The following is a 22653-nucleotide window of genomic DNA, read 5'->3' on the forward strand; positions in this document are numbered from 1 at the left end:
CTATATAAAGCTTCATTAACGTTGCCAGTCGTCCAAGACTTTGGTGTGGCCGACTAAGTAATGAATCGCGGCATGAACAAGTTCGTCACGGGCAGCGGTGAGATCGTCACCTTCAAGGTCATATTTATCACGCAAATAGCCGGTGGCAATCGCCTGATATTCTTTACGCGCCTCACCATCATCTTTTAAATAATCGTCAATCGCGTTGATATTATCTTTCGCCCGTTTAGCCAATTCTTCGGCCAAATCGTCGACATGCGGCTTACGTTTATGCGCATAGTCCATGAGCGTGTCATTCATATCCACAACGGCGGCTTCATCGGCTTGCTTGTCTCGTTTCATTTTGTCATCTCCCAATAAAACAAGTATGCGCCTGCTAATCCATTTTTTAAAGCTGATCGTAGTGCCTTTGCTATGTGCTACTAGCTATCAAAAGTAATCAGGCTGGTGCTAGGCATCAAAGCAAACTTGAACATTTCAAAAATTAATTATTTCAGTGGGCTATTAATTTACGGGAACGCGCGAATAATTCCTGATAAAGTTGTGACCAGCTTTCAAACCGATCACTGGCAAGATAAAAGACTGGTGTATCTGGTACAATAGGTTCTTCTCCAGGCGCAAGATTTTGCGCCGAGATAACAAGATCAGGCTGTTGCTCAGTCGTCACTAGCCGAATATACGCAGGCTGAGTCAAGTTGAGACGAACGGTTTCATATAACGGCTGCGGCATTAAAGGATCAAGTGCTACCTTGAGCTTATCAGCAATCGCACTGTCCGTCATAAATGGCCACAGCAGTTGATAGAACCCGTCAATGATCTCTTTTGATGCATTTTCCAATGGCGCTTCGCGAGCGAAAAAAGCCTCCAAGGCAGCTTCTAATCGCGGATAAAAAGCACGCATTGGACTCGCTGTTCGCGTGAGATCAATATAGGCGCCACCGGGGAAAATGCGCTCGCTGATTAAAATCTTCAAGAGATTCCCTGCCAACGCTAGATCTGTTGTTACTGTCGGGGCAATCCCGACAACTGTTCGACTGAACTCGTTGCGGATTTTCTCGACTAACTGCCATGCAGGTGTATTACGCGCTGCGTGATAGCCAACTAGAGTAGCGGCATCAAATTGTTGTTCCGAGTGAAACCGAGGTACGCGCCACTGAGTTAAAAAAAGATGCCATGTTTCATCCTCAGCAGCCTTTCTCGGCAGATTATCAAACGCACTCGGTAGTGCTGCAGTTAGTGTTGGCCGAGGTGCCAATTCGTCAAAATCAAGGGTACCAACGATGGAGTGATTCGCTAACAATCGGTGTAGATGAACATTAGCTGCGAATAGAAGCTGCGCCCGCGAAAAATCTGATTGGATCAGACCAGCTTTGTCGAGTTCGCGCATTAATTGACGCGACTGCGGCAAAATTTCCGAAAACAAGGGATGGGCAAAGTCGACAAACTGCCACAATAATTGCCGGTAAACTTGTCTAACGCGGGCTTCCGGTCCCATAAGCGCTAAAGGATTTAGGCTGATGGTAACGCCGGCTTTCCGCAAATAAAGGCGCAAAGCCGAGATTCGGCGGAAAAAGGCGGCTCGTGAAAACCCGGTTTCATCCAAAAGCATCTGCAGTGTCAATTGAGGCCGCTTCAGCGTCTGAATCAATAGTTGTCCCGGCAAGGACCGCCTATATAGAAAGATACGATAACGATCTAGACTGATTGATGGTGGTGCAATCATATTACCATCGCCGCGTCGCAGTAATGGTGCAGCGTCTGACTGCATCGTGACCAAGTCTGCGGCAATTTTTTCCATCCGGCGTCGGAGTTGGCGGTAACTCTCACCACGGGTTATGGCGGTGGCAGCAATATCCAGCCGGTGCCCCGGGGCCTCCCACAACGTGCTGTAGATATTGATGCGATCTCGCTCTTCCCGATCGAGAAATAATTCATCAAAGACCATAAAGAAGGCCTCCTCGAAAGCGTTTGCTACAGTATAGCAAAGGTAGCAAAAAACCCGATAAGATATGCTCATAGTTTTTTAAGCTTTTTTCAAGGTCTCAACTGATTTTTATCGCAAATATTTTTGGTCGGGTTTTTTCGTCAATACCGTGACGTTGATACAAAGTTGCTCTTCAGCTTCAACAAATAGTTGACGGTTGCGACTGGTTTTCGCCATACGAACTTGGTATACTAAAAGTAAGCAAAAGTGTCAGCCAATACCATACACTTGGGGTATTCAAAAAAATAGCCCCAAGATATGGTATTTTTAATTGACAGACACCCCAATATTGAGTATCCTAAGCTACATAAGATAACGAGAAAGGATGATACCTATGCGTAACATCACATTATTCACACGCAATGGCTGCCCGCAATGCCGGATGACCAAGCGCTACCTTGACACCCATAAAATTCCATTCACGGAGCACAACATCAACGAAGAGCCGCAATACATTGATTACTTAAAACAAAAGGGGTTCCAGCAGGTTCCTGTTCTCGAAGCGGATGGGCTCGATTCATTCTCCGGGTTCCGACCGGACGCCTTGAAGCAACTGGCTGTTTGATCAGCCAGTTTTTTTATCGCATCACAACGCAACCAGCTATTATAAAACGCAGCGAAAGCAGGGTTTAGCATGTCATTAAAAACAATTAGTCCGGATCAAGTCACCTATTATGCGCTCAACAACGAGATCAACATTCCTGTGAATGACCAGATTCCGTTGAACAAAGACAAGGAAGCGTTGCAGGCATTTTTGACCGAAAATGTAGCGCCAAATACGATGCAATTTGATTCGCTGGCTGATCGACTGAAGTATTTAGTTGATAACCACTATTATGAAGCCGACTTTTTGAACAAGTATCAGCCAGCTTTTTTGGAAAAACTGGATCAATTTCTTTCAGCGCAGCATTTTCAGTTCAAATCCTTCATGGCCGCCTACAAATACTATGCACAGTATGCCTTGAAAACCGATGACGGTACCCAGTATTTAGAAGATTTTAAAGATCGGGTTTTTGCTAACGCACTTTTCTTTGCAGACGGTAACGAGGACTTGGCAGTTGACCTTGCTGATGAAATGATTCATCAACGTTATCAACCGGCCACCCCTTCCTTCTTGAATGCTGGCCGGGCCCGCCGTGGCGAACTGGTTTCATGTTTTTTGTTGCAAATCACTGATGACATGAATTCAATTGGCCGGGCGATCAATTCGGCCTTGGAATTATCCCGAATTGGTGGCGGCGTTGGCCTCACCTTGTCCAACCTACGTGAAGCCGGTGCCCCGATTAAGGGCATTGAAGGTGCCGCTAGCGGCGTCTTGCCAGTCATGAAGCTGTTGGAAGACTCTTTTTCCTATAGCAACCAATTGGGCCAGCGACAAGGTGCCGGTGTTGTGTATCTGAACGTTTTCCATCCTGACATCATCAGTTTCTTAGGTGCCAAGAAGGAAAACGCGGACGAAAAGTACCGGGTTAAAACACTCAGTCTTGGCGTTGTCGTTCCGGATAAGTATTATGACCTCATTAAGGCTAATGCCGATATGTACCTCTTCTCCCCTTACTCGGTTGAACGGGTTTACGGGAAGCCGTTCTCTTATGTTGATATCACCAAGGAATATGACAACATGGTTGCCAATCCGGCCATTAAGAAGTACAAGATTAAGGCTCGTGATCTAGAAAACGAAATCTCCAAACTTCAGCAGGAATCTGGTTATCCTTATATTATCAACATTGATACGGCAAATCGCGCCAACCCAATCGAAGGCAAAATCATCATGAGTAATCTGTGCTCGGAAATCATGCAGGTTCAGGTGCCTTCCAAGTTGAACAATAAACAGGAATATGAAGTGCTGGGTACTGATGTATCTTGCAACTTAGGTAGCACGAATATTCCCAACCTGATGCATAGCCGCGACTTTGGCCGCAGTGTCGAAGCAATGGTTCGTGCTTTGACTTATGTCACGGACCACAGCAACATCGACGTTGTACCTTCCGTCCAGCACGGTAATCACCAGGCTCACAGCATTGGCCTTGGTGCGATGGGCTTGCACACTTATTTTGCGAAGAATCATATGTTCTACGGTTCGCCTGAAAGCTTGGACTTCACCAATATTTACTTCCTTTTGCTGAATTACTACACCTTGAAGGCATCCAATAAAATTGCCCAAGAACGCGGCGAAAGCTTCCACAACTTCGAAAACAGCAAGTATGCGGACGGTAGCTACTTCGATAAGTACACCGAGCAAGTATGGGCACCGAAGTATGACAAGGTTCGCGCGCTGTTTGATGGCATTCACATTCCGACGCAGGCTGATTGGGAAGCGCTGAAGATCAGTGTCATGAAGGATGGTCTCTACCATCAGAACCGTATGGCTGTTGCGCCAAATGGGTCGATCAGTTACATCAACGACACCAGTGCATCATTACAGCCGATCGTTAACCGCATTGAAGATCGGCAAGAAAAGAAGATCGGCACGATTTACTACCCTGCTCCAGACCTTTCTAATGACACGATGCCTTACTATCAAAGTGCCTATGATATTGATATGCGTAAAGTGATTGACGTTTACGCTGCTGCTCAGCAGCATGTCGATCAAGGGATGGCCATGACGTTGTTCATGCGCAGTACCATTCCGGCTGGCCTTTATCCTTGGAAAGATGGCCGAACCGATAAAATGACCACCCGTGATTTAAATATTTTGCGTAATTACGCACATCATAAGGGCATCAAGTCGATTTACTACATCCGGACTTACACGGATGATCAAGAAGAAATCGGCAGCAACGCTTGTGAAAGCTGCTCAATCTGATAATCTTTTAACAGGGGGAGTTTCCCCTGTTTTTACATAAGGGAGCGTAAACATGGCAAAACAGTACATTGCGATCAATTGGAACGCGATCGAAGACGAAGTTGATAAAGCAACTTGGGAAAAATTGACGGAACAATTTTGGTTAGACACCCGGATTCCGCTGTCCAACGACTTGGACGACTGGCGATCTCTCAATCATGACGAGCAATGGGTTGTCGGCCACGTGTTCGGTGGCTTGACCTTGTTGGATACCCTGCAGAGTCAGGACGGCATGGCAAGTTTGCGGCAAAATATTCGCACCCAGCAAGAAACGGCTGTGTTGAACAACATTCAGTTTATGGAAAGTGTGCATGCAAAGAGTTACTCTTCGATTTTTTCAACGCTAAACACACCAGCGGAAATCGATGAGATCTTCGATTGGACCAATCATAACGAGCATCTGCAATACAAAGCCAACAAAATTAATGATATTTATCATAACGGTTCAGCGTTGCAGAAAAAGATTGCCAGTGTTTTCTTGGAAACCTTCTTGTTTTATTCAGGTTTCTTTACCCCGTTGTATTACTTGGGCAACAATAAGCTGACTAACGTGGCAGAAATCATTAAGCTGATTATTCGTGATGAAAGTGTTCATGGCACTTATATCGGCTATAAATTCCAGCTCGGATTCAACGAGTTACCGGAAGCTGAACAACAAACATTGAAGGATTGGATGTACGACTTGTTGTTCGATTTGTATGAAAACGAGGAAAAGTACACTAACGATCTTTACGCGAAGACCAACTGGACGGATGAAGTTTTGACTTTCTTGCGTTATAACGCCAACAAAGCCTTGATGAATTTAGGTCAGGAAACGGCTTTTCCTGACACGGCTGATGACGTCAACCCAATCGTAATGAATGGGATTTCAACGTCTACCGCCAACCATGACTTCTTCTCACAAGTTGGTAATGGTTACCGGCTGGGTCAAGTTGAAGCGATGCAAGATGATGATTATCAGTTCTCAACTGAAGATGAAGACCACGACAAATAAAGCCGTCGCGGCAACAAAAAAAGCCACTGCAATGCTTTGCGGTGGCTTTTTTGTTTTGGTCTGATTAGGACGATGATCATTCACTGTCTTTAATGGTTTGCTTCATCATACTAAGAAAACGTTGCGCGATTCTGGACAACTCGCGATCACGTTTCCAGACAAGCGCTACTGGGTCCGCTAATGCTGGTGCTAATGGTCGGAAGGTCAATGATGTGTTAGGACTTTGGGTGGCCAAATATTCAAGACACAAGGCTCGTCCTAAGCCGACAGCAGTCATCCCAAGCGCATCGACGGTCAGGTCATAAGTCCCAACAATGTAAGCCGGATCCATGCCTTGGCCTAACCAGTGTTCAAATGTGTTGCGTGCGTGCGTGGCCCGCGGCAGGATTAATTCACTGTCGCCAATGTCCGTTGGTGTCATCAATAAATTATCAGTTAAAGGATCATCACTGGTCATCAAAATACCCCAAGCATCACGAACTGGCAGTAGCAAACTTTCATACTGCGTCTGCTGCTTGCCAGGTCGCAGTATGAAATCATACATGCCGGCCTCAAGATTGGCCACCAGCCCTTCATCGGAGCCATAGGTAACATGAACATGCAAACCGGGGTATTGATGGCGCAATTCTTGGGCAACATGAAGAACCAACCGTTTGCCGCTGGTTTCGCCTGCACCAATGTAAAGGTCACCACCAAGGGCATGTTTACTTTGCAAATTATTCTTTGTGCGCTCGGCAATTGCGGTGAGTTCACGTGCCCGGTTTAACAAATAGGTACCATCTTCAGTTAGCGTCACACGTCGATTACCACGAACTAGCAATTTAACGCCGAGCTCTTTTTCCAAGTCTTTTAATTGGCGCGATAGTCCGGGTTGTGAAATGCCCAGCGTTCGTGCCGCCGCGGTAATACTGCCGTGGTCAGCAATTTCAATGAAGTTGCGTAACGTCTGCAGTTCCATAAACTCCCCTACTTCCTATCAGCCTTGTTTATCGCAAACAGCTTCCTATAACAATTATACCCTATCCGAAAACAATTGTATTCCCTTTCACACAGTAGGACGCAACTATTTTGTAAGTCACGCTCGCCACGGATAATTTATTTAAATCTAGTCACTCGCATCTCTTGCAAAAGATCCCAGCCTGATTCAAAAAAAGCACCGGCTGCAAATGAGCCGATGCTAAAGGATTACCAAATTTGAACACGTTTTTCGGGTGGCAAATACATCCCATCACCTGGTTGGACATCAAAAGTTGTGTACCAATCATCAAGATTGCGTGGCTGAATGTTCGCCCGCAATTCGTGTGGTGCATGCACATCAACCGCTAGTAGCATTTTTTGCCGTTCGAGGCGAGACTTTGAACGCCAAATTCTTGCCCAGTTGATGAAGAAGGCATGCAGATCAACGTCCGGTTCTCTCTTGGCTGTATCTAAAGCCGCAGCCAAGCCGCCAGCATCAGCGATGTTCTCAGAAACAACGAGTTTGCCATTAACTTTACCGGCTTCAGTTTCAAGACCGTCAAATTCTTGGATCATGGCTTCGGTGAGCTTGTTAAAGTGAGCATAATCAGCTTTTTGCCACCAGTTCACCATATTGCCAAGTTCGTCAAATTGAGCACCGTTATTGTCAAAACCATGGGAAATTTCATGGGCAATGACCGCGCCGATACCGCCCAGATTTTCGGAAGCACTTTGTTTCAGGGAATAGAACGGCGCCTGCAAAATGGCGGCTGGGAAAGTGATGTCGTTCTTGGAAGGATCATAACTGGCATTGACCAAGTGACCTGGCATATTCCAGACGGTGCGATCAACAGGCTTGGTGAGCTTGTCGAAGTTGTACTGAAGCTCAACAAGTTGCATCGCGTTGATATTATCGATCAGTGACTTATCCGGATTAACGTGCAGCAAATCGTAGACGTCCTCAGGTTTATCGGGATAACCCATTTTGAGCACCATCTTGTCGAGCTTAAGAATCGCCTTGTCCTTGGTCGGTTGTGATAGCCAATCAGAGTTGCTGAGTCGCCGTTTGTAAGTGGCAATCATTTTTTGGACAAGTTGTGTTACATCAGCCTTCGCCTTTTCGCCAAAATAAGTGCGGCCGTAGTAAATGCCAATTGGTTCGCTAAAGAAAGCGTTGGCTAATCGGTAGGCGTGTTTGGTTTGATCCGGTGCTTTGGGCGCACCGGATAGCGCACGGCTAAAAGTACCGCCTAATTGGCGCAATGGTTCGCTTAAAAGACTAACAAGACTGTTTAGCCGGGTGACATACAACCAGTCGCGATAATTGCTGAAGTTAGCTTCGTTGAACAACTGCGTAAACTCATCCAAGAACCGCGGATCATTCACAACGACCGTTTCTGGCACCTGTTTAAAGATCTTTTGCAAGAAGTCAGCAAACTTGAATGGCTTGAGTTTTTCAACGACCTCCGCTGTCGGCATCGGGTTGTAGGCCTTAGGGTAATCTGCCCACTCTTCAGAACTCTTAACATGTTTCGCAATTTCTGCATCAAAGGCCAAGGCGCCAGCTAAAGTTGCCTTTTGCGCAGCATCGTCAAGATCTGTGTAAGCTAAAAGCTTAGCCATCATATCTTTGAAAATGGTCATCAATTGTTCGCCGTTTTGATTGCCCTTGGCGTAGTATGTGGTATCCGGCAAAATGGTTCGTGGACCCATCAAATTAATCACATTTTTGCTGGTGTCTTTCATGTCAGCATCTACGTAGAAATTAAATGGCGGGTCAATCAGATGCTCCTGAAGCAGTTCGGCTGCCCGTTGATTGTAATCTGCAAGGTCTTTAATGCCAGCAACCAAATGTAGTTGCGGCAAGGCTGGTGCAAAGCCCGCTGCGTCTCGGGTCTTGAAATCCTTGGCTTGTTTGTACAGCGTCACCGCAGATGCAAAATACTTGTCTGGCGCCGTTTTTTTGGCGTCAGCAATCGCTGAAAAATCAGCCATCATTTTTTCTTCGACTTCATCGGCAAGGTCCTGAAAACCGCCAGTACTGCTTTTGTCATCAGGAATGACTGCCTGATCCGTCCAAGCCCCGTTAACTGCCCGGTACAGATCATCTTGGTAGCGCACTTCACTAGTCATTAAAAAGCCCCTTTCAATATGAACAGATATGTCATAATCTTAACGCACTTCTCATTTGCGTGCACGGTTGAATCGCTTTTCAGCCATATTCCTTTTAGTTGAGAACAATGAAGAACTGATTAAGTCAATTGTTCACAATCGAAATCGCTTTCTTTTTAATGATTAACCCGCTAAAATGGAGCATGAAGTCAAATCGATGGCTAGTCGTCAATGGCAGTCATCATTCAGGAGGATTGAAAATGTATTATGTCATTATGAAGTCTCATGATATTCGTGAGAATCTGGCAACAGAACAATATCTCATGAACTCGAAACAATTTGATGAACCGTTACTGCTGTTCTACTATGAAAAGCCGAGTGTGATTGTGGGCCGAAACCAGAATACGCTTGAAGAGTTGAATCAAAAATACGTGGAAGATCATAACATTGTTGTGACGCGGCGGTTATCCGGTGGCGGCGCAGTTTATCATGATCTCAATAACTTGTGCTTCTCGTTTGTGGTTGACAGTGACTCTGAAGAATTTGGTGACTTCAAGTCCTTCACACAGCCGATTGTTGATGCAATTCATACTTTAGGGGCGACTAGCGCTGAAGTTTCTGGCCGTAATGACATGCTGGTCGACGGTAAAAAGTTCTCTGGCAGTGCTATGTATACACGTAACGGCAAGACGTTCTCCCATGGTACTTTGATGCTGGATGTTGACATGAGTGTGATTCCTAACGTATTGAATGTCCCAGAAGACAAGATCAAGAGTAAGGGCATTAAATCTGTTAAGAGCCGTGTGACGAACTTGCGGCCTTATCTAGATAAAAAGTATCAAAACCTCACTGTTCCTGAATTCCGCGATATTCTTTTGACTCGGTTGTTCGGCGTTGATGACGTCGCTGAAATCAAAGACAAAGAGTATCACGTCACCCCAGAAGACGAAGTCGAAATTAAAAAGATTTACGATGATGTTTACAACAACTGGGATTGGGTATATGGCCATAGCCCGGAATTCACCACCAAGAAGCGGAAGCATTTTGACTATGGGACGATTGATGCTCGTTTCGATGTCAAGGAAGGCAAAATTGCTAACGTCAAATTCTATGGTGATTTCTTTGGTCCTAAGGATGTTGCGGATGTTGCCGGTGCGTTAAAAGGCAAGCCTTACACGTCAGCAGCCATTAAAGACACTTTAGATGCCATCAACACGAATGAGTACTTCACCAATATTCCTAAGGACGATGTGGTTAACCTGCTCGTACCATAATCGCATCAGTTTTTAGAACTTAAGGCAGCACGGCCAAATGCTGTGCCGCCTTTTTTCATGCAAAAAGGACAACCTTTAACAGGCTGTCCTTCGATCGATCAGCGATTGATCGCTCAATTATATTTAATTTGACTAATGGCGTACGCCTGAATCCTTTTCGCTCCCCGACCTGTTGCCACGGTGATCACGCCGCGTTCATTATAAGGTTTAACAGTCGCGGCCTCAATATCGACCACGCGTCCCTTGAACCGATGGCGATCAATCGTATTGATCGCGACCTCATGCTGCGTGTGCAATGCATCTTGAAGCAAGTTGGTAATTTCTTCCGGGCGTTGTGCCATAAGCAATTCCTCCTTCATCCTAAGAGCAGACGAGCGAAAAACCTGTCCGCAGATGTCTCAATGCGCATCGCTGCTAGCCGCGGTGAACATCAGTCAGCGACGATGCAGTGACTGAAATCGGTTACAGCTTCAGTATAACGGTTGTGTCGAAAAATTTCAGTATCCGCGCGTGAGATCAACTTGATGGCTTGCCAATTGGCCGCTTGATATCAAGGTTTTGAGGTTATCATTAAATATTTTAAAAACTTTGTCGCGTAATTGCGGCACCGTGCCCGAAATATGCGGCGTGAGCAAAACGTTCGTCATGCCCCATAATGGTGAGTCTTGCGGCAGTGGTTCCGGATCCACCACATCCAAGGCAGCAGCACTGATTTGCTTGTTTTTCAATGCCTGCGTCAAAGCAGCCATATCAACTGACGGACCACGGCCAATGTTAATGAAAAGCGGTTGTTTGCTAGCGGCTGCAAAGAATGCTTCATCATAAAAGTGTTTTGTATCTGGCGTTAATGGTAACGCGTTGATGACGACATCTGCTCGCCCTGCTGCCTCATGGGTCGCCACATCCGTCATCACTTGGTCAAATCCTGCAGCTGGACGGCCATGTGCACTCACGCCAATTGTGTGCAAGCCCAATGCTTGGAGTTTGGTCGCAATCGTTGATCCAATATGACCGGTGCCAAAAATGACTGCTGTTTTGCCCTTAAGCAATGTCATTGGCGGTCGCTCTTGGCGTAATGTCCACATGTCGCGATCTGCTCGAATGGCTGGCAAAATACCGCGACTGATCGTAAACAAGGCGCCAAGCACATACTCCGCAATGGGTTCGGCGTGAATGCCGCTTGTATTAGCCAGCAAGACATGGTGTTTAGCCAACTCAGCCAATGGTAAATAATCAACGCCAGCGGACATCGCCTGCACAAACTGAAGTCGGTCAAAGTTCACGCGGGTAGCCGCAGCATTCCAACCATAAACCACGTCAATTTGTTGAGCCGTGGCATCATCAAGCTTGTCAGCATCGATGACGGTGTGTCCCGCTGCTTCAAGTGTTTGGCGCTGCTCCGGCTTCAGACTAAAGCTGTTTAGAATCTTCATCATGTCGCACTCCTTTTCAAAAAACGCGTACGTAGGCGCAGAAACCTGCGTGTAAGGACCTTGGCTCCAATGGCCAAAGTTCGGCCATCACAGCCAAGGCCGCTCACTTACACTCCGGTTTCTAACCGCCCCTGGTCACGCTCTATCATGGTGCCAGTTAGGTTTGCCCCAATATTGGAAAAGATCGGTTCGGATAGTCCCATTATACAGCTTGCGGCGCTTGGTTGCCTTGCTGCCATAAGCCTTTTCAAAGCCCATGTCACTTGTCAAAATGTACTTGCTCCAAGTGGTCAAAGGCGCAAATGCTTGGCCCATTTCTGCGTATAATTGTCGAACCATGGCCTGATCGTTGAGCCGTTTCCCATAAGGTGGATTGGCAACAATGACCCCGTTTTCTTTGGTCGTCGAAAAATCTTTAACCGCCAATTGTTTAAACTGAATGCTATGCAGCAAGCCTGCTTGTTGCGCATTCAACTTGGCCATCTCAATCATGTCACCGTTAATATCGCTTGCCTGAATATCTAATTCACGATCAAAGTCAGCTTGATCCATCGCTTCATCTTTGACGGTTTGTAAGACTGGCTGGTCAAAAAAGCCAAAGTTCTCAAAAGTAAATTGGCGTTGCAGACCCGGTGCAATGTTATGGCCAATCAAAGCGGCTTCAATCGCAATTGTGCCGGAACCAGTGGTTGGATCGACAAACGGCATATCCGGATGCCAGTTTGTCAACATGATTAACGCGGCCGCAAAGTTTTCCTTCAATGGCGCCTCACCTTTGGCAATTCGATACCCGCGTTTAAACAGACTTGATCCAGTCGTATCAAGCGTCAATGTTGCAATATCTTTTAAAATCGAAACTTCCAGCGGGTAAGTCGCGCCAGTTTCCGGTAACCGCGTCGTGCGATGATAAACCGCAGACATTTTTTCAACAATCGCTTTTTTGGTGATGGCTTGAACGTCCGGTTCTGAATGTAATTGCGAACGAACCGCTCGGCCCTCAACCGGGAACGCTGCGTCAAGCGGTAGGTAGTGATCCCAAGGTAACGCCTTAACGCCTTCAAAAAGCGCATCAAAAGTCAGCGCCTTGAATTGACCAACAACGATTTTAATTCGATCGGCACTACGCAACCAAACATTGGTTAGCGCGATTGTCTTATCATCGCCTTCAAAATAAACCTTGCCATTTTCTGTTCGGGTTTGAATGCCAAGGGCTTTCAATTCTTTAGTTGTCACAGATTCAAGTCCGGCAGCCATCGTGGCAACAAGTTGATATCTCATATGGGTTTTCCTTTCATTCATGCAGCGTTTTTAGTGGTTAGTTTTAGTTTACAAGTTTTTGAGATGATTTGGGGGAAAATGGTACTTGAGTTGGTGATTAGAAAGTGGTCGTGATGATCACAGGAATTTTTGTGTAAGGAATTTGAAGGTAAAAAATTCGTGGTTCTTTTAAACGCGCAAACAAAAGCAGAAACCTGCACGTAAGGACCTTGACCCTAATGACCAACGTAAGGTCATTAGGGTCAAGGCCACTTACATTCCGGTTTCTAAACGCTTTTGTTTCCGCTCTTAAAAAAACAGCCCGGGTTTCCCCGGGCTGTGCCTGCATGTAGATCCCTATAAGCCATGTTTTGTTCCAGAACTTGTTCAGGCACAAGCTCCTTCAGTCATCATCTATCTCAGCGTTACCGCTGTATTGCCGTCGCTTCAATTTGCTTGGCAAAACGCCCCTACCAAAAGTTTGGGTTACTCGCTCGCGGGGTTTACCCGTTCCACCGCTCAGGTTTCCCTGATCGTTTCGTCACTGTGGCACTTTTCAGACCTACTAGCGCATAGCTGACGCCTTAGCGCGTTTGGCCGCCGTAGCCGTTTACACGGCCCCTAAGCTTATTGGGCTTAGCACGAACACTACAAGCATCTCAGCTTGTGCGGGCATGGACTTTCCTCAGCCTGCAAAAGCAGACCGCGATCACTCAGGACCTACATGTGATCATTAATATTGGTCAACGTCGGAATGGTTGCCGTCATCATGATTGTCAACACTGCTATCAGATAGCTTTGAGCCGAACACATGACGTTCCAGATTACTCAGACGTTTAAGAATATCATAATTTGTCGCAGCCGCATTGGTTTGCGGCGTCTGCGCACTGACATTCTTGGAAACACTCAGCTGTTTGGTCAGCTCGTCGACCCGGCTAAACAGCTTGGTATTTTCTTCCTTCAGTCGATCAATCTCATTGGTGAAAGCTTCGTAATCGCGGATGATACCATCCAAGAATTCGTCAACTTCATCAGGATCATAACCGCGGACCTTGTTTTTGAACTTCTTGTCCAAAATATCCTTAGGCCCGTACTGGATGCTAAACTTTGTCTCTTTGTTACTATCCATTCCGACACACCTCATTGTTTTCATGGAACCAAACTACTAATTAGCTTACCATATCTCAATCATTTTGAAAATGCTCATTTTCAGCTTCTGCCATTGCTTGCGCTGTTTCTTCTAAATCATCCATGGTAATGAGCTGAACTGGATAATCACGACGGTCAGCCATCGCCTCTGCTGCTTGGTAATCCCATTTAGCTTTACCTGGAAATTCTGGATCATAAACCAGCAGCGCTGCATCTGTATGGATGGTCATGAACCGGGTATAGCCCTGCAACTGCGCTGGTTGTTGATACGGTGCTTGCGACACCGCATCAGAAAAGTCCACTTGTCCACGTAGGGCCGCCAGTTGACCTTGGTTATCTTCATTCCACTGCTTGCCAAAATCTGTGAATGGAACCATCATCGCAATTTTAAAATCTGGATACAATGGTTTGAGTCCTAAAGCAACCTCGACTGCCCACTGCTCCACGCCTAATTGCCCGCCAGTAATTAACCATTCCAAGCCTTCATCAAGAAACTGCATGAGCGTATTTTTTAATGAAGTTTTAAGTACCTTAAGTTTTGGGTCATTACTGCCAAAAACGTTGAGCTCATAGGCACGGTACCCCGTGACCCATAATCGTTTTCCAACCATGACTTACCTCCGATTATTAGGCCAAAGCGGCTGATATTGGTATAATAGCGCAAGGAGTGTGATCGCATGACCATTCATTACCCTAATGGTAATCCATACAAAGACGGGACGCAATTTTCATCACAAGCTATTTCGCGTCCAACTATCTATGGTGGACGCGGTATGACGTTGGAAGAAGAATTGAACATCAGTAATCAATATTACCGCAGTATTGATAAAGCGGTCGTCTACAAGAAACCGACCCCAGTTCAGATTGTGAAAGTTGACTACCCTAAGCGAAGTCAGGCTGTGATTCGCGAGGCCTATTTTAAAACTCCGTCAACAACAGATTATAATGGTGTTTATCGTGGATTTTACCTTGACTTTGAAGCCAAGGAAACTAAAAATAAAGCGAGCTTCCCGCTAAAAAACTTTCATCAGCATCAGATTGAGCATTTTCGGTGCTGTTTGAAACAAAGCGGGATCTGTTTTGTGGTCATTCGGTTTGCAACCCTGAAACGTCTCTTTGTTTTCCCTGCTGGTCGACTGATTGACTGTTGGGACCGACAACCAGACGGCGGTCGCAAATCGATTCCATTGAAGGATATTGTCACAAACGGATTCGAGCTTCATCCACAACTACAGCCGGTCATCCCCTTTCTTGATGGGGTTGACTGGTTGATTGAAACGAAAGTAGGTAATGTGCGTGGCTGATAATCAAAATATGTCGCGAATGGCCCGACGCCGCGAAGATAAGTTCACGAAAGGATCTGCCCCTAAACCGCCAAAACGATTATGGCGGCGAATTCTTAAGTGGACGTTGCTCGCGATCCTGGCATTTTTCATTCTCGGCGTTGGCCTGTTTTCTTGGTACGCTAAAGACGCGCCAGAAGTGACTCAGGCAAAATTAGAGTCAGGCGGTTCCAGTACCATTTATGATCGATCTGGCAATGAAATTACGACACTTGGTTTGGAAAGTCGGGATTATGTGAAGGCCTCGGAAATCCCGCAACAATTAAAAGATGCCGTCGTCTCCATTGAGGACCGGCGCTTTTATGATGAGAAATTAGGGGTTGATCCTGTCCGAATCATCGGGGCAGCGTTTAATAATATAACAGGCACTAGCGATGGTTTACAGGGCGGCTCGACTTTAACGCAACAACTGATCAAATTGTCGGTTTTCAGTACCAAGTCCTCCGACCAAACCCTTCGGCGTAAAGCACAAGAAGCTTGGTTGGCCATGCAGGTCCAACAAAAATATAGCAAGGATCAGATTTTAGAGTATTACATTAACAAAGTTTTCATGAACTATGGTCAATATGGCATGAGCACGGGTGCTAAGTTTTACTTTAACAAGTCACTGAAGGATTTAACGCTTGCACAGACTGCGTTTATTGCAGGCCTGCCGCAAAGCCCAGCCGGTTATGATCCCTATGAATATCCGCAAAAAGCAACTCAACGGCGCAATGCCGTCATTGATGCCATGTTGCGTGATAAAAAGATCACCGCGACGGCGGCTAAACAAGCCAAAGCAACACCAATCACTGATGGCTTAAAGCCAAAACAGCAGCAAACTAATACCGCAACCAATGACAAAGTGATTGATTCTTACCTCACTCAAGTGATTGCCGAAGTTAAGAAAAAGACCGGCCTTAATCCATATACCGACAACTTGGATATTTATACTAATATCGATATGGGCGCTCAGCGTCGGCTTTATGACATTGTTAACACTGACGAATACGTTAACTTCCCTGATGATGCCTTCCAGACCGGTGTCACGATGACCGATCCAAACAATGGTCAGGTTCTCGCACAAATCGGTGGTCGAAAAACTGGCGACGTCCGCCTGGCCTATAATCGTGCTGCACAAAATACACGTAGCAATGGGTCTACCATGAAACCGTTGATGGATTATGGACCAGCAATTGAATATCTGAATTACTCCACTTACGAGCAGATGACCGATGAACCGTACACGTATCCGGGCACGAGCATTTCACTTTATGATTGGGACAAGAAGTACCAAGGACGCATCTCTATGCGGACAGCACTTGAACAATCACGAAATATTCCGGCGGTCAAGACCCTTAGTACTGTTGGCATGGCAAATGCGGTTAAATTCCTCAGTGGTTTAGGGATCAATTTGCCAAGTTCGGAACAATATCTCTCAAGTGCGATCGGTGCTTCTGTCAATACCGTTCAAGAAGCTGGTGCTTATGGCGCCTTTGCCAACGGCGGCACGTACTATAAACCGTACTATGTTAGCAAAGTTGTCACCGCTGATGGCAATACCCAAACCTTCAATAGTCAAGGCAGCCGGGCTATGAAGTCCAGTACCGCCTATATGATTACTGACATGTTAAAAGGCGTTCTGACCAAGGGGACCGGGACCTCGGCGGCTATTTCTGGACTGTATCAAGCTGGTAAAACTGGGACGACTGACTATAGTGATGCCGAACTCCAACAAAACCCCGCATTGAACGCAACTGGCATTGCCAAAGATGCCTGGTTCACAGGTTATACACGTAGCCGAGTCATTTCGGTTTGGACCGGTTATGATAAACCGACTTCACACGGGATTAGCTATGCTGAACAGACCATTTCACAAGAAATATACAAAGCACTAATGACTTATACGTCACAGAGTCTGACCAATCGTGATTGGACCAAGCCTGATACAGTTGAGTCTTATAATATTCTCAAGGGAAGTAATCCAGGAACGGCCATTACCGGCGGATCTGGTGATACGACTAAAGAACTCTACGTCCGCGGACACGGCCCAAGCAGCCGCAAAGCGGCAGTCGAGTCCTCTTCCTCGAGCTCAAGCAGTTCTGTTAGCTCCTCTTCACGAGAAAGTATTGAAAGCTCAAGTTCAGTTTCCAGCTCTGAGCCGGTAGTATCAGCCTCTGCCTCCTCTCAACCTTCAAATCAAGAACCAAGTGCCAGTTCAAGCGAACCAAGCACGCCTTCGGGTTCTGGTAGCGGCAGCGGTGGTAGTAACAACCCCTGATAACGACTAAGCTGCTTCAGTAAACCCTAAAAAATAGCCTCATCCGCTTCTTGCACCTGCCTAACGACGGCAATGCAAGAATCGGATGAGGCTTATTTTTGTATGGCAATTATTGTTGGCTGAGTCGCACAACATCCAAATGATGCTGCTTTAGCAAGGCTTCGCCGTATGGATCGTTACGATAATCTTGCGCATAAACCACGCGCTTGATACCGGCCTGAATCAAGGCTTTGGTGCAATTAAGACAGGGAAAAAAGTTTACGTAAACAGTTGCACCATGGGTACTGACACCGTTAGCCGCACACTGGATAATCGCGTTCATTTCGGCATGAATTGTGCGAATGCAATGGCCGTCTCGCATCAAATGGCCAGCCTCATCACAGTGCGGATCGCCACTAATGGCACCATTATAGCCAGTCGCAATGATCCGATGTTCTTGCACCAGAACAGCCCCAACTGTGGCTCGCTCACAGGTTGATCGTTCCGAGACCTTCTCCGCTAACTCCAAAAAATACTGATCCCAACTTTCCCGATGAACGGTTCGTTTGGATGGCACAATGCTATCTGTCATGATTTGCCCCCTAAAGGTAAATAATGTGTTTCTAAAAACGCCCATTGCGTCCCTGCTGGCACTTGCGGATCACGGGCGCGCAAATACTCCCGGCCAAAACGAATTAGGCTGCGATGAAGTTTAATCCATTCTGACGGGGGCATCAAGGCTTCCAGTCGCGCCTGAATCTGAACCGGTGTCGCATTTTGCGGGACGAGTCCCAACCCCTTTACAATTCGACTAACATGCGTATCCACAGCCACACCTGGAATGTTGAATGCATCACTTAAAACAACGGTGGCTGTTTTCTTGCCAACGCCTGGCAAACGGACCAAGTCAGCCGCTTTGTTGGGAACCTTACCTGCATATTCCTTAACCAAAATATCACTCAAAGCTTTCAAATGCGCAGCTTTAGTACGATAAAGGCCTAGCCGGCTAATGATCGCAGCGATCGCCTCAACCGGCGCTGCAGCCATGTCAGCAGGCGTCGGATAAGCCGCAAAAAGCTTTGGCGTGACCGCATTGACGGCCACATCGGTCGTTTGCGCCGATAACATGACGGCTACAAGAATCTGAAATGGATCCTCGGCGTGCAAGGTTGGTTGCGGATCAGGATAAAGTGCCATGATCTGATCAAAAAGTTGTTTGGCTTCAGCATCGGTCACAAATGGTGCCTCCTCTTGGGCTAATGATGGGTGAATTTTCATATAAGATTTTCCTGGCGCTTGTCATTGCGGCTTTGTCACAGCTCCTGATGACGTCTAATATCTGCCTGAACCTGCTGTGGCGTTTTAAGATTGCGGCGTTCCCAGTTCAACAAAATGCGATCCATATATTTTAGCGAATAAGCCGAGTTCAATACAGCCTCTCGTAAAGCTAGTAAAATGACTTCCGGTAGATAATGATCGGTTGTAAGCCAATCACGAATCGTCTCTTGCTCAATTGGCGATAGTGGTCGTCCGAATTCAATCTCAATTTGGTTGAATACATTGGTTTGCGCATCAACATTTGCTTGCGAAGTTGCCGGGGTTGGTGTGCCACCAGCTGAGGTTGGCAGTTTAGCCAATATTGGACTGAGATCATAATGATCACGCATCCGACCATGACCATCCGGGACACTTTCCAAAGCAATGGCTTGTTTTTGAATAAGCGTCTCAATGGCACTATAAATCGCATTTGGGGCAACGTTCATTCGGGCAGCTAACACTTTCAAATCCGGTGCCTGATGATGGCTTGCCTGCCACTGATCAATGAACAAATAAGTCATGAACTCGGTTTGGGTTAACCCCAAGGTGGCGTAGTGATCAAACAGCAGGTTCGACAGACTGAACTGCCCTGCCTCAAGATAAGTTTTGAAATCCGTCATGGTGCTTGCCCTCCAAAAAAAGACGGCGCACAGGCGTCCGACTTTTGATTGTCATCATGGTTTCAAACGGTTGATCATCCGTGGGAATGGAATCGCCTCACGTAAATGATCCAGCTTGCAGACCCACGTAATTGCCCGTTCAAGTCCAAGACCGAAGCCTGAATGTGGCACGCTCCCATACTTGCGCAGATCGAGATACCATTCGTATTCGTCTAAATCAAGTCCAGCATGTTCGATAGCATTCTTCAGTGTGTCATAGTCGGTTTCACGTTCAGACCCACCGATAATTTCCCCATAGCCTTCGGGTGCCAGCATGTCGGCACAAACATATTGCTGATCATCTTCCGGATCTGTCAGCATATAAAACGGTTTGATCGTCTTCGGATAGTTCAAAACAAACACCGGTTGATCAAATTGATCAGACAGGTAGGTTTCTTCCGGTGAACCGAAATCGTCACCATACTTGACGTCCATACCGGCATCTTGCAACATTTTAATGGCCTGCTTATATGTGATCCGCGGATATGGCAATTTGGTGTATTGCTTGAGTACTTCTGGGTCGCGATCAAGCAAGTGCAGCGGATAGGCGCAATTATCCAAAACGGACTGCACGAGGTAGGCAACGTAGCGTTCTTGGACCTTCAAACTCTCTTCTTGGTGACAGAATGCCATTTCCGGTTCAATCATCCAAAATTCGGTTAAATGGCGCCGAGTCTTACTTTTTTCAGCTCGGAAAACTGGACCACAGGTGAAGACTTTGCCATAAGCCATTGCCCCTGCTTCAGCATAAAGCTGACCTGATTGACTCAAGTAAGCTTTTTTGTCAAAATAATCGGTTTCGAAAAGTTCGGTCGTACCTTCTGGTGCGGAATCGGTCAAAATCGGCGGATCCATTTTGATAAACCCTTCGTTATTGAAGAACTCGAACGTTGCTCGGATCATTTCATTGCGAATTTGTTGAATTGCAAATTGGCGCTTAGAACGCAACCATAGATGGCGATGATCAAGCAGAAATTCGATGCCGTGCTCCTTCGGGGAGATTGGATAGTCGTGCGAATCACCAACCAGTTCGATGTTACGAACCTCGATTTCATAGCCAAAGTGGCTGCGGCTGTCTTGATGAATCACACCCGTAATCCACATACTGGACTCTTGGCGCAGTTCTTTAGCTAAGCTGAAAACCTCTTCTGGGACATCAGCTTTTGAAACAACTCCTTGAAAATAAGCTGAACCGTCACGCAACTGTAAAAAGGCAATTTTCCCTGAGCTGCGTTTGTCGGTCAACCAAGCCCCAATTTTAACTTCTTCGTTCACATGTTCTTTGGCATCAATGATGCGAATCTGTTCCGTCATGCGTTAACTCCCTATTTCTAATTTAAATAATTACTTGCCCACAAATTCTCGAATACGTCGTGCGGCCTCGCGTAAGCTGTCTAGATCCTTGCAATAACTGATACGCGCATGGTCGGGCATACCAAATGCGCGGCCTGGCACGATTGCAACGCCGGTTTCCGCAAGCAACGCACTGATAAAGTCATCGACGGTACCATAATGACTCAACTGTGCCGCTCGCTTGATGTTCGGGAATAAATAGAAGGCGCCTTGTGGTTTATCTCCCATGTCAAACCCCGGAATTTCGGCTAATAAATCATAAAAAAGGTTGAGCCGTTCCTCAAATGCTTGCCGCATGGTTTCGACAATCTGCTGATCGCCCGTCAATGCGGCCACTGCAGCATATTCAGACACAGCTGCTGGATTTGAGGTGGTGTGGCTGATAAAGGTCGCCATCGCCTGCATGAGTTTTTCTGGTCCGGCAGCATAACCAATCCGCCACCCAGTCATCGCATACGATTTGGAAACACCAGAGATCAAAACAGTGTTGGCCACAATGTCAGGGTTGATGCTGATCATTGCCGTGAAGGTTGTGCCGTTGTAAATTAAATCGCGGTAAATATCGTCGGTAATGACCAAGATATGATGTTGCAGTGCCCAGTTACCAATCAATGTCAGTTCTGTTCGCGTGTAGACAACCCCGCTTGGATTTTGCGGTGAGTTGATAATTAAGGCACGCGTTTTGTCCGTCCGCGCCGCCTCAAGATCATCAACACTGACTTTGTGGCCTTCCGACGGCATGACCAAATGCGGCGTCCCGCTAGCAAGTTTGATTTGTTCCTCGTAAGAAACCCAGTATGGTACCGGAATCAAAACTTCATCGCCTGGGTTTAAGTAAACTTGGAACAAAGCATATAACGCAAACTTTGCCCCAGTCGTCGCCACAATCTGGCTCGCTGGATAACGCACACCGTCTTGCGCGAAAATGCGGTCGCTAATGGCCTGCTTCAATTCTGGGATCCCAGTCGCGGCAGTATAGAAACTAGCATTACCGGCTTGGATGGCAGCAATGGCCGCTTCATCAATCGTTTTCGGCGTCTGAAAATCAGGTTGACCAATGGACAGATCAATGACATCGGCTCCTTTTGCCTTCAAAGCCTTGGTTTGATTGCTCAATGCAAGCGTCGCTGATGGTGCGACGTTGAGGATTCTTTTTGCTAAATGCACGACTGCGCCTCCTACAGTTCCGGCAGTCGTTTGCGCTGCCGAATCATACTTTATTTATAAGTTTTTGATCGCGTTCAGCTGTTCGCCACTGCGAAAACTGTACGTCACGTAGTTTAGTTTACCAGACTTTGACAGATAGCCAATATCCCAAACGAATTCTGACCCACGTTTTCCTAATGAAGCATTCAAGATTTTCTTTGGCGAAGCACTTTGATTAATTTGCTGCAACGCTTGCTGCCGAGTGATGCCAGATTTCTGGTTTAAAATATTGACTTTGCCCGTTTTTTCTTGAATCACAACGTACACGGCTTGATTTTTCTTGGTATTACCCGCAACAGTCAGATAACTTTTGTCGCGGTTATACCACCAAAAACCGTTAATCGTTTTCAGATTTGCGCGGTTTGTCGCGATTTTCTCAGCTTGCCCACGTAGTTGTTGATAAGGTGAGAGGCTTTTCGCGTAGACGCCAATGGCACCAATAATTAAAACAATCAATCCAGTAATCACAAAGAACTTAACCCAGTCAAATCGACGATGACGCATGGGGTGCCTCCTTTCGAAGTATGGTCA

General features: G+C 46.4%; 21 protein-coding genes and 1 other RNA gene. 6 read left to right on the plus strand and 16 right to left on the minus strand.

What is annotated here, in order from left to right; all coding sequences use genetic code 11:
• Window positions 1-15: 15 nt before the first annotated feature.
• Both ACWPAB_RS01080 and ACWPAB_RS01085 read right to left on the minus strand, forming a co-directional pair.
• Window positions 16-342, minus strand: a complete 327-nt coding sequence (locus tag ACWPAB_RS01080; protein WP_016382169.1) for a hypothetical protein — start codon at window positions 340-342, stop codon at window positions 16-18.
• A 151-nt stretch (window positions 343-493) separates the two neighbouring features.
• Complete coding sequence (locus ACWPAB_RS01085; RefSeq protein ID WP_003584459.1) at window positions 494-1945, minus strand: helix-turn-helix domain-containing protein; 1452 nt, start codon at window positions 1943-1945, stop codon at window positions 494-496.
• Window positions 1946-2318: 373 nt separating this feature from the next.
• On the opposite strand from ACWPAB_RS01085, the gene nrdH reads away from it, so the two are divergent.
• The 3 genes from nrdH (at window position 2319) to nrdF (ending at window position 5823) form a co-directional block, all read left to right on the plus strand.
• Window positions 2319-2549, plus strand: coding sequence for a glutaredoxin-like protein NrdH (gene nrdH / locus ACWPAB_RS01090; RefSeq protein ID WP_003565549.1), 231 nt, complete (start codon window positions 2319-2321; stop codon window positions 2547-2549).
• 69 nt (window positions 2550-2618) lie between these two features.
• On the plus strand, window positions 2619-4790 hold the full coding sequence (nrdE, locus tag ACWPAB_RS01095; RefSeq protein WP_003579197.1) for a class 1b ribonucleoside-diphosphate reductase subunit alpha: 2172 nt from the start codon (window positions 2619-2621) through the stop codon (window positions 4788-4790).
• Between the two features lie 52 nt (window positions 4791-4842).
• Entirely contained in the window at window positions 4843-5823 is a 981-nt protein-coding gene (gene nrdF, locus ACWPAB_RS01100) for a class 1b ribonucleoside-diphosphate reductase subunit beta (protein WP_003565553.1), read from the plus strand.
• A 76-nt stretch (window positions 5824-5899) separates the two neighbouring features.
• On the opposite strand, the gene ACWPAB_RS01105 is transcribed toward nrdF, so the two are convergent.
• Window positions 5900-6781 (minus strand): LysR family transcriptional regulator, encoded by an 882-nt coding sequence (locus ACWPAB_RS01105; RefSeq protein WP_003579199.1) that lies wholly within the window; start codon window positions 6779-6781, stop codon window positions 5900-5902.
• Window positions 6782-7008: 227 nt separating this feature from the next.
• Window positions 7009-8913: a M13 family metallopeptidase gene (locus ACWPAB_RS01110; RefSeq protein ID WP_003579201.1), complete on the minus strand. Its 1905-nt coding sequence runs from the start codon at window positions 8911-8913 to the stop codon at window positions 7009-7011.
• A gap of 239 nt (window positions 8914-9152) precedes the next feature.
• Here ACWPAB_RS01110 and ACWPAB_RS01115 point away from each other — a divergent pair, with 239 nt between their 5' ends.
• A complete protein-coding gene (locus tag ACWPAB_RS01115) occupies window positions 9153-10166 on the plus strand; it encodes a lipoate--protein ligase (RefSeq protein ID WP_003565559.1) in 1014 nt (337 codons plus the stop codon).
• A 113-nt stretch (window positions 10167-10279) separates the two neighbouring features.
• On the opposite strand, the gene ACWPAB_RS01120 is transcribed toward ACWPAB_RS01115, so the two are convergent.
• The 6 genes from ACWPAB_RS01120 to ACWPAB_RS01145 form a co-directional block, all read right to left on the minus strand.
• Entirely contained in the window at window positions 10280-10507 is a 228-nt protein-coding gene (locus ACWPAB_RS01120) for a hypothetical protein (RefSeq protein WP_003565593.1), read from the minus strand.
• Window positions 10508-10663: 156 nt separating this feature from the next.
• Entirely contained in the window at window positions 10664-11602 is a 939-nt protein-coding gene (locus ACWPAB_RS01125; protein ID WP_003584464.1) for a phosphoglycerate dehydrogenase, read from the minus strand.
• 132 nt (window positions 11603-11734) lie between these two features.
• Complete coding sequence (locus ACWPAB_RS01130; RefSeq protein WP_003579205.1) at window positions 11735-12877, minus strand: THUMP domain-containing class I SAM-dependent RNA methyltransferase; 1143 nt, start codon at window positions 12875-12877, stop codon at window positions 11735-11737.
• Between the two features lie 334 nt (window positions 12878-13211).
• An RNA gene (gene rnpB / locus ACWPAB_RS01135) (RNase P RNA component class B) lies at window positions 13212-13577 on the minus strand.
• Between the two features lie 12 nt (window positions 13578-13589).
• Window positions 13590-13985: a cell division regulator GpsB gene (gpsB, locus tag ACWPAB_RS01140; protein WP_003565600.1), complete on the minus strand. Its 396-nt coding sequence runs from the start codon at window positions 13983-13985 to the stop codon at window positions 13590-13592.
• A 55-nt stretch (window positions 13986-14040) separates the two neighbouring features.
• Entirely contained in the window at window positions 14041-14616 is a 576-nt protein-coding gene (locus ACWPAB_RS01145; protein ID WP_003565602.1) for a DUF1273 domain-containing protein, read from the minus strand.
• Window positions 14617-14682: 66 nt separating this feature from the next.
• On the opposite strand from ACWPAB_RS01145, the gene recU reads away from it, so the two are divergent.
• Window positions 14683-15309 (plus strand): Holliday junction resolvase RecU, encoded by a 627-nt coding sequence (recU, locus tag ACWPAB_RS01150; protein WP_016380470.1) that lies wholly within the window; start codon window positions 14683-14685, stop codon window positions 15307-15309.
• Window positions 15302-17608 (plus strand): PBP1A family penicillin-binding protein, encoded by a 2307-nt coding sequence (locus tag ACWPAB_RS01155; RefSeq protein WP_003579207.1) that lies wholly within the window; start codon window positions 15302-15304, stop codon window positions 17606-17608. The genes recU and ACWPAB_RS01155 overlap by 8 nt, the downstream gene beginning before the upstream one ends.
• 109 nt (window positions 17609-17717) lie before the next feature.
• On the opposite strand, the gene ACWPAB_RS01160 is transcribed toward ACWPAB_RS01155, so the two are convergent.
• The 6 genes from ACWPAB_RS01160 to ACWPAB_RS01185 are packed head-to-tail and all read right to left on the minus strand — an operon-like array spanning window position 17718 to window position 22626.
• Window positions 17718-18179 (minus strand): deoxycytidylate deaminase, encoded by a 462-nt coding sequence (locus ACWPAB_RS01160; protein ID WP_003565609.1) that lies wholly within the window; start codon window positions 18177-18179, stop codon window positions 17718-17720.
• On the minus strand, window positions 18176-18865 hold the full coding sequence (locus ACWPAB_RS01165) for an endonuclease III domain-containing protein (RefSeq protein ID WP_013245757.1): 690 nt from the start codon (window positions 18863-18865) through the stop codon (window positions 18176-18178). Before ACWPAB_RS01165 ends, ACWPAB_RS01160 begins: the two co-directional genes overlap by 4 nt.
• A 35-nt stretch (window positions 18866-18900) precedes the next feature.
• On the minus strand, window positions 18901-19524 hold the full coding sequence (locus tag ACWPAB_RS01170) for a DnaD domain protein (RefSeq protein WP_003565613.1): 624 nt from the start codon (window positions 19522-19524) through the stop codon (window positions 18901-18903).
• 54 nt (window positions 19525-19578) lie between these two features.
• Window positions 19579-20877, minus strand: a complete 1299-nt coding sequence (asnS, locus tag ACWPAB_RS01175) for an asparagine--tRNA ligase (RefSeq protein ID WP_003575160.1) — start codon at window positions 20875-20877, stop codon at window positions 19579-19581.
• Window positions 20878-20907: 30 nt separating this feature from the next.
• Window positions 20908-22083, minus strand: coding sequence for a pyridoxal phosphate-dependent aminotransferase (locus ACWPAB_RS01180; protein ID WP_003565617.1), 1176 nt, complete (start codon window positions 22081-22083; stop codon window positions 20908-20910).
• Between the two features lie 54 nt (window positions 22084-22137).
• Window positions 22138-22626, minus strand: a complete 489-nt coding sequence (locus ACWPAB_RS01185) for a cell wall elongation regulator TseB-like domain-containing protein (protein WP_003565619.1) — start codon at window positions 22624-22626, stop codon at window positions 22138-22140.
• Between the last annotated feature and the right edge of the window lie 27 nt (window positions 22627-22653).

The sequence above is a fragment of the Lacticaseibacillus sp. 30 genome, assembly GCF_053819265.1.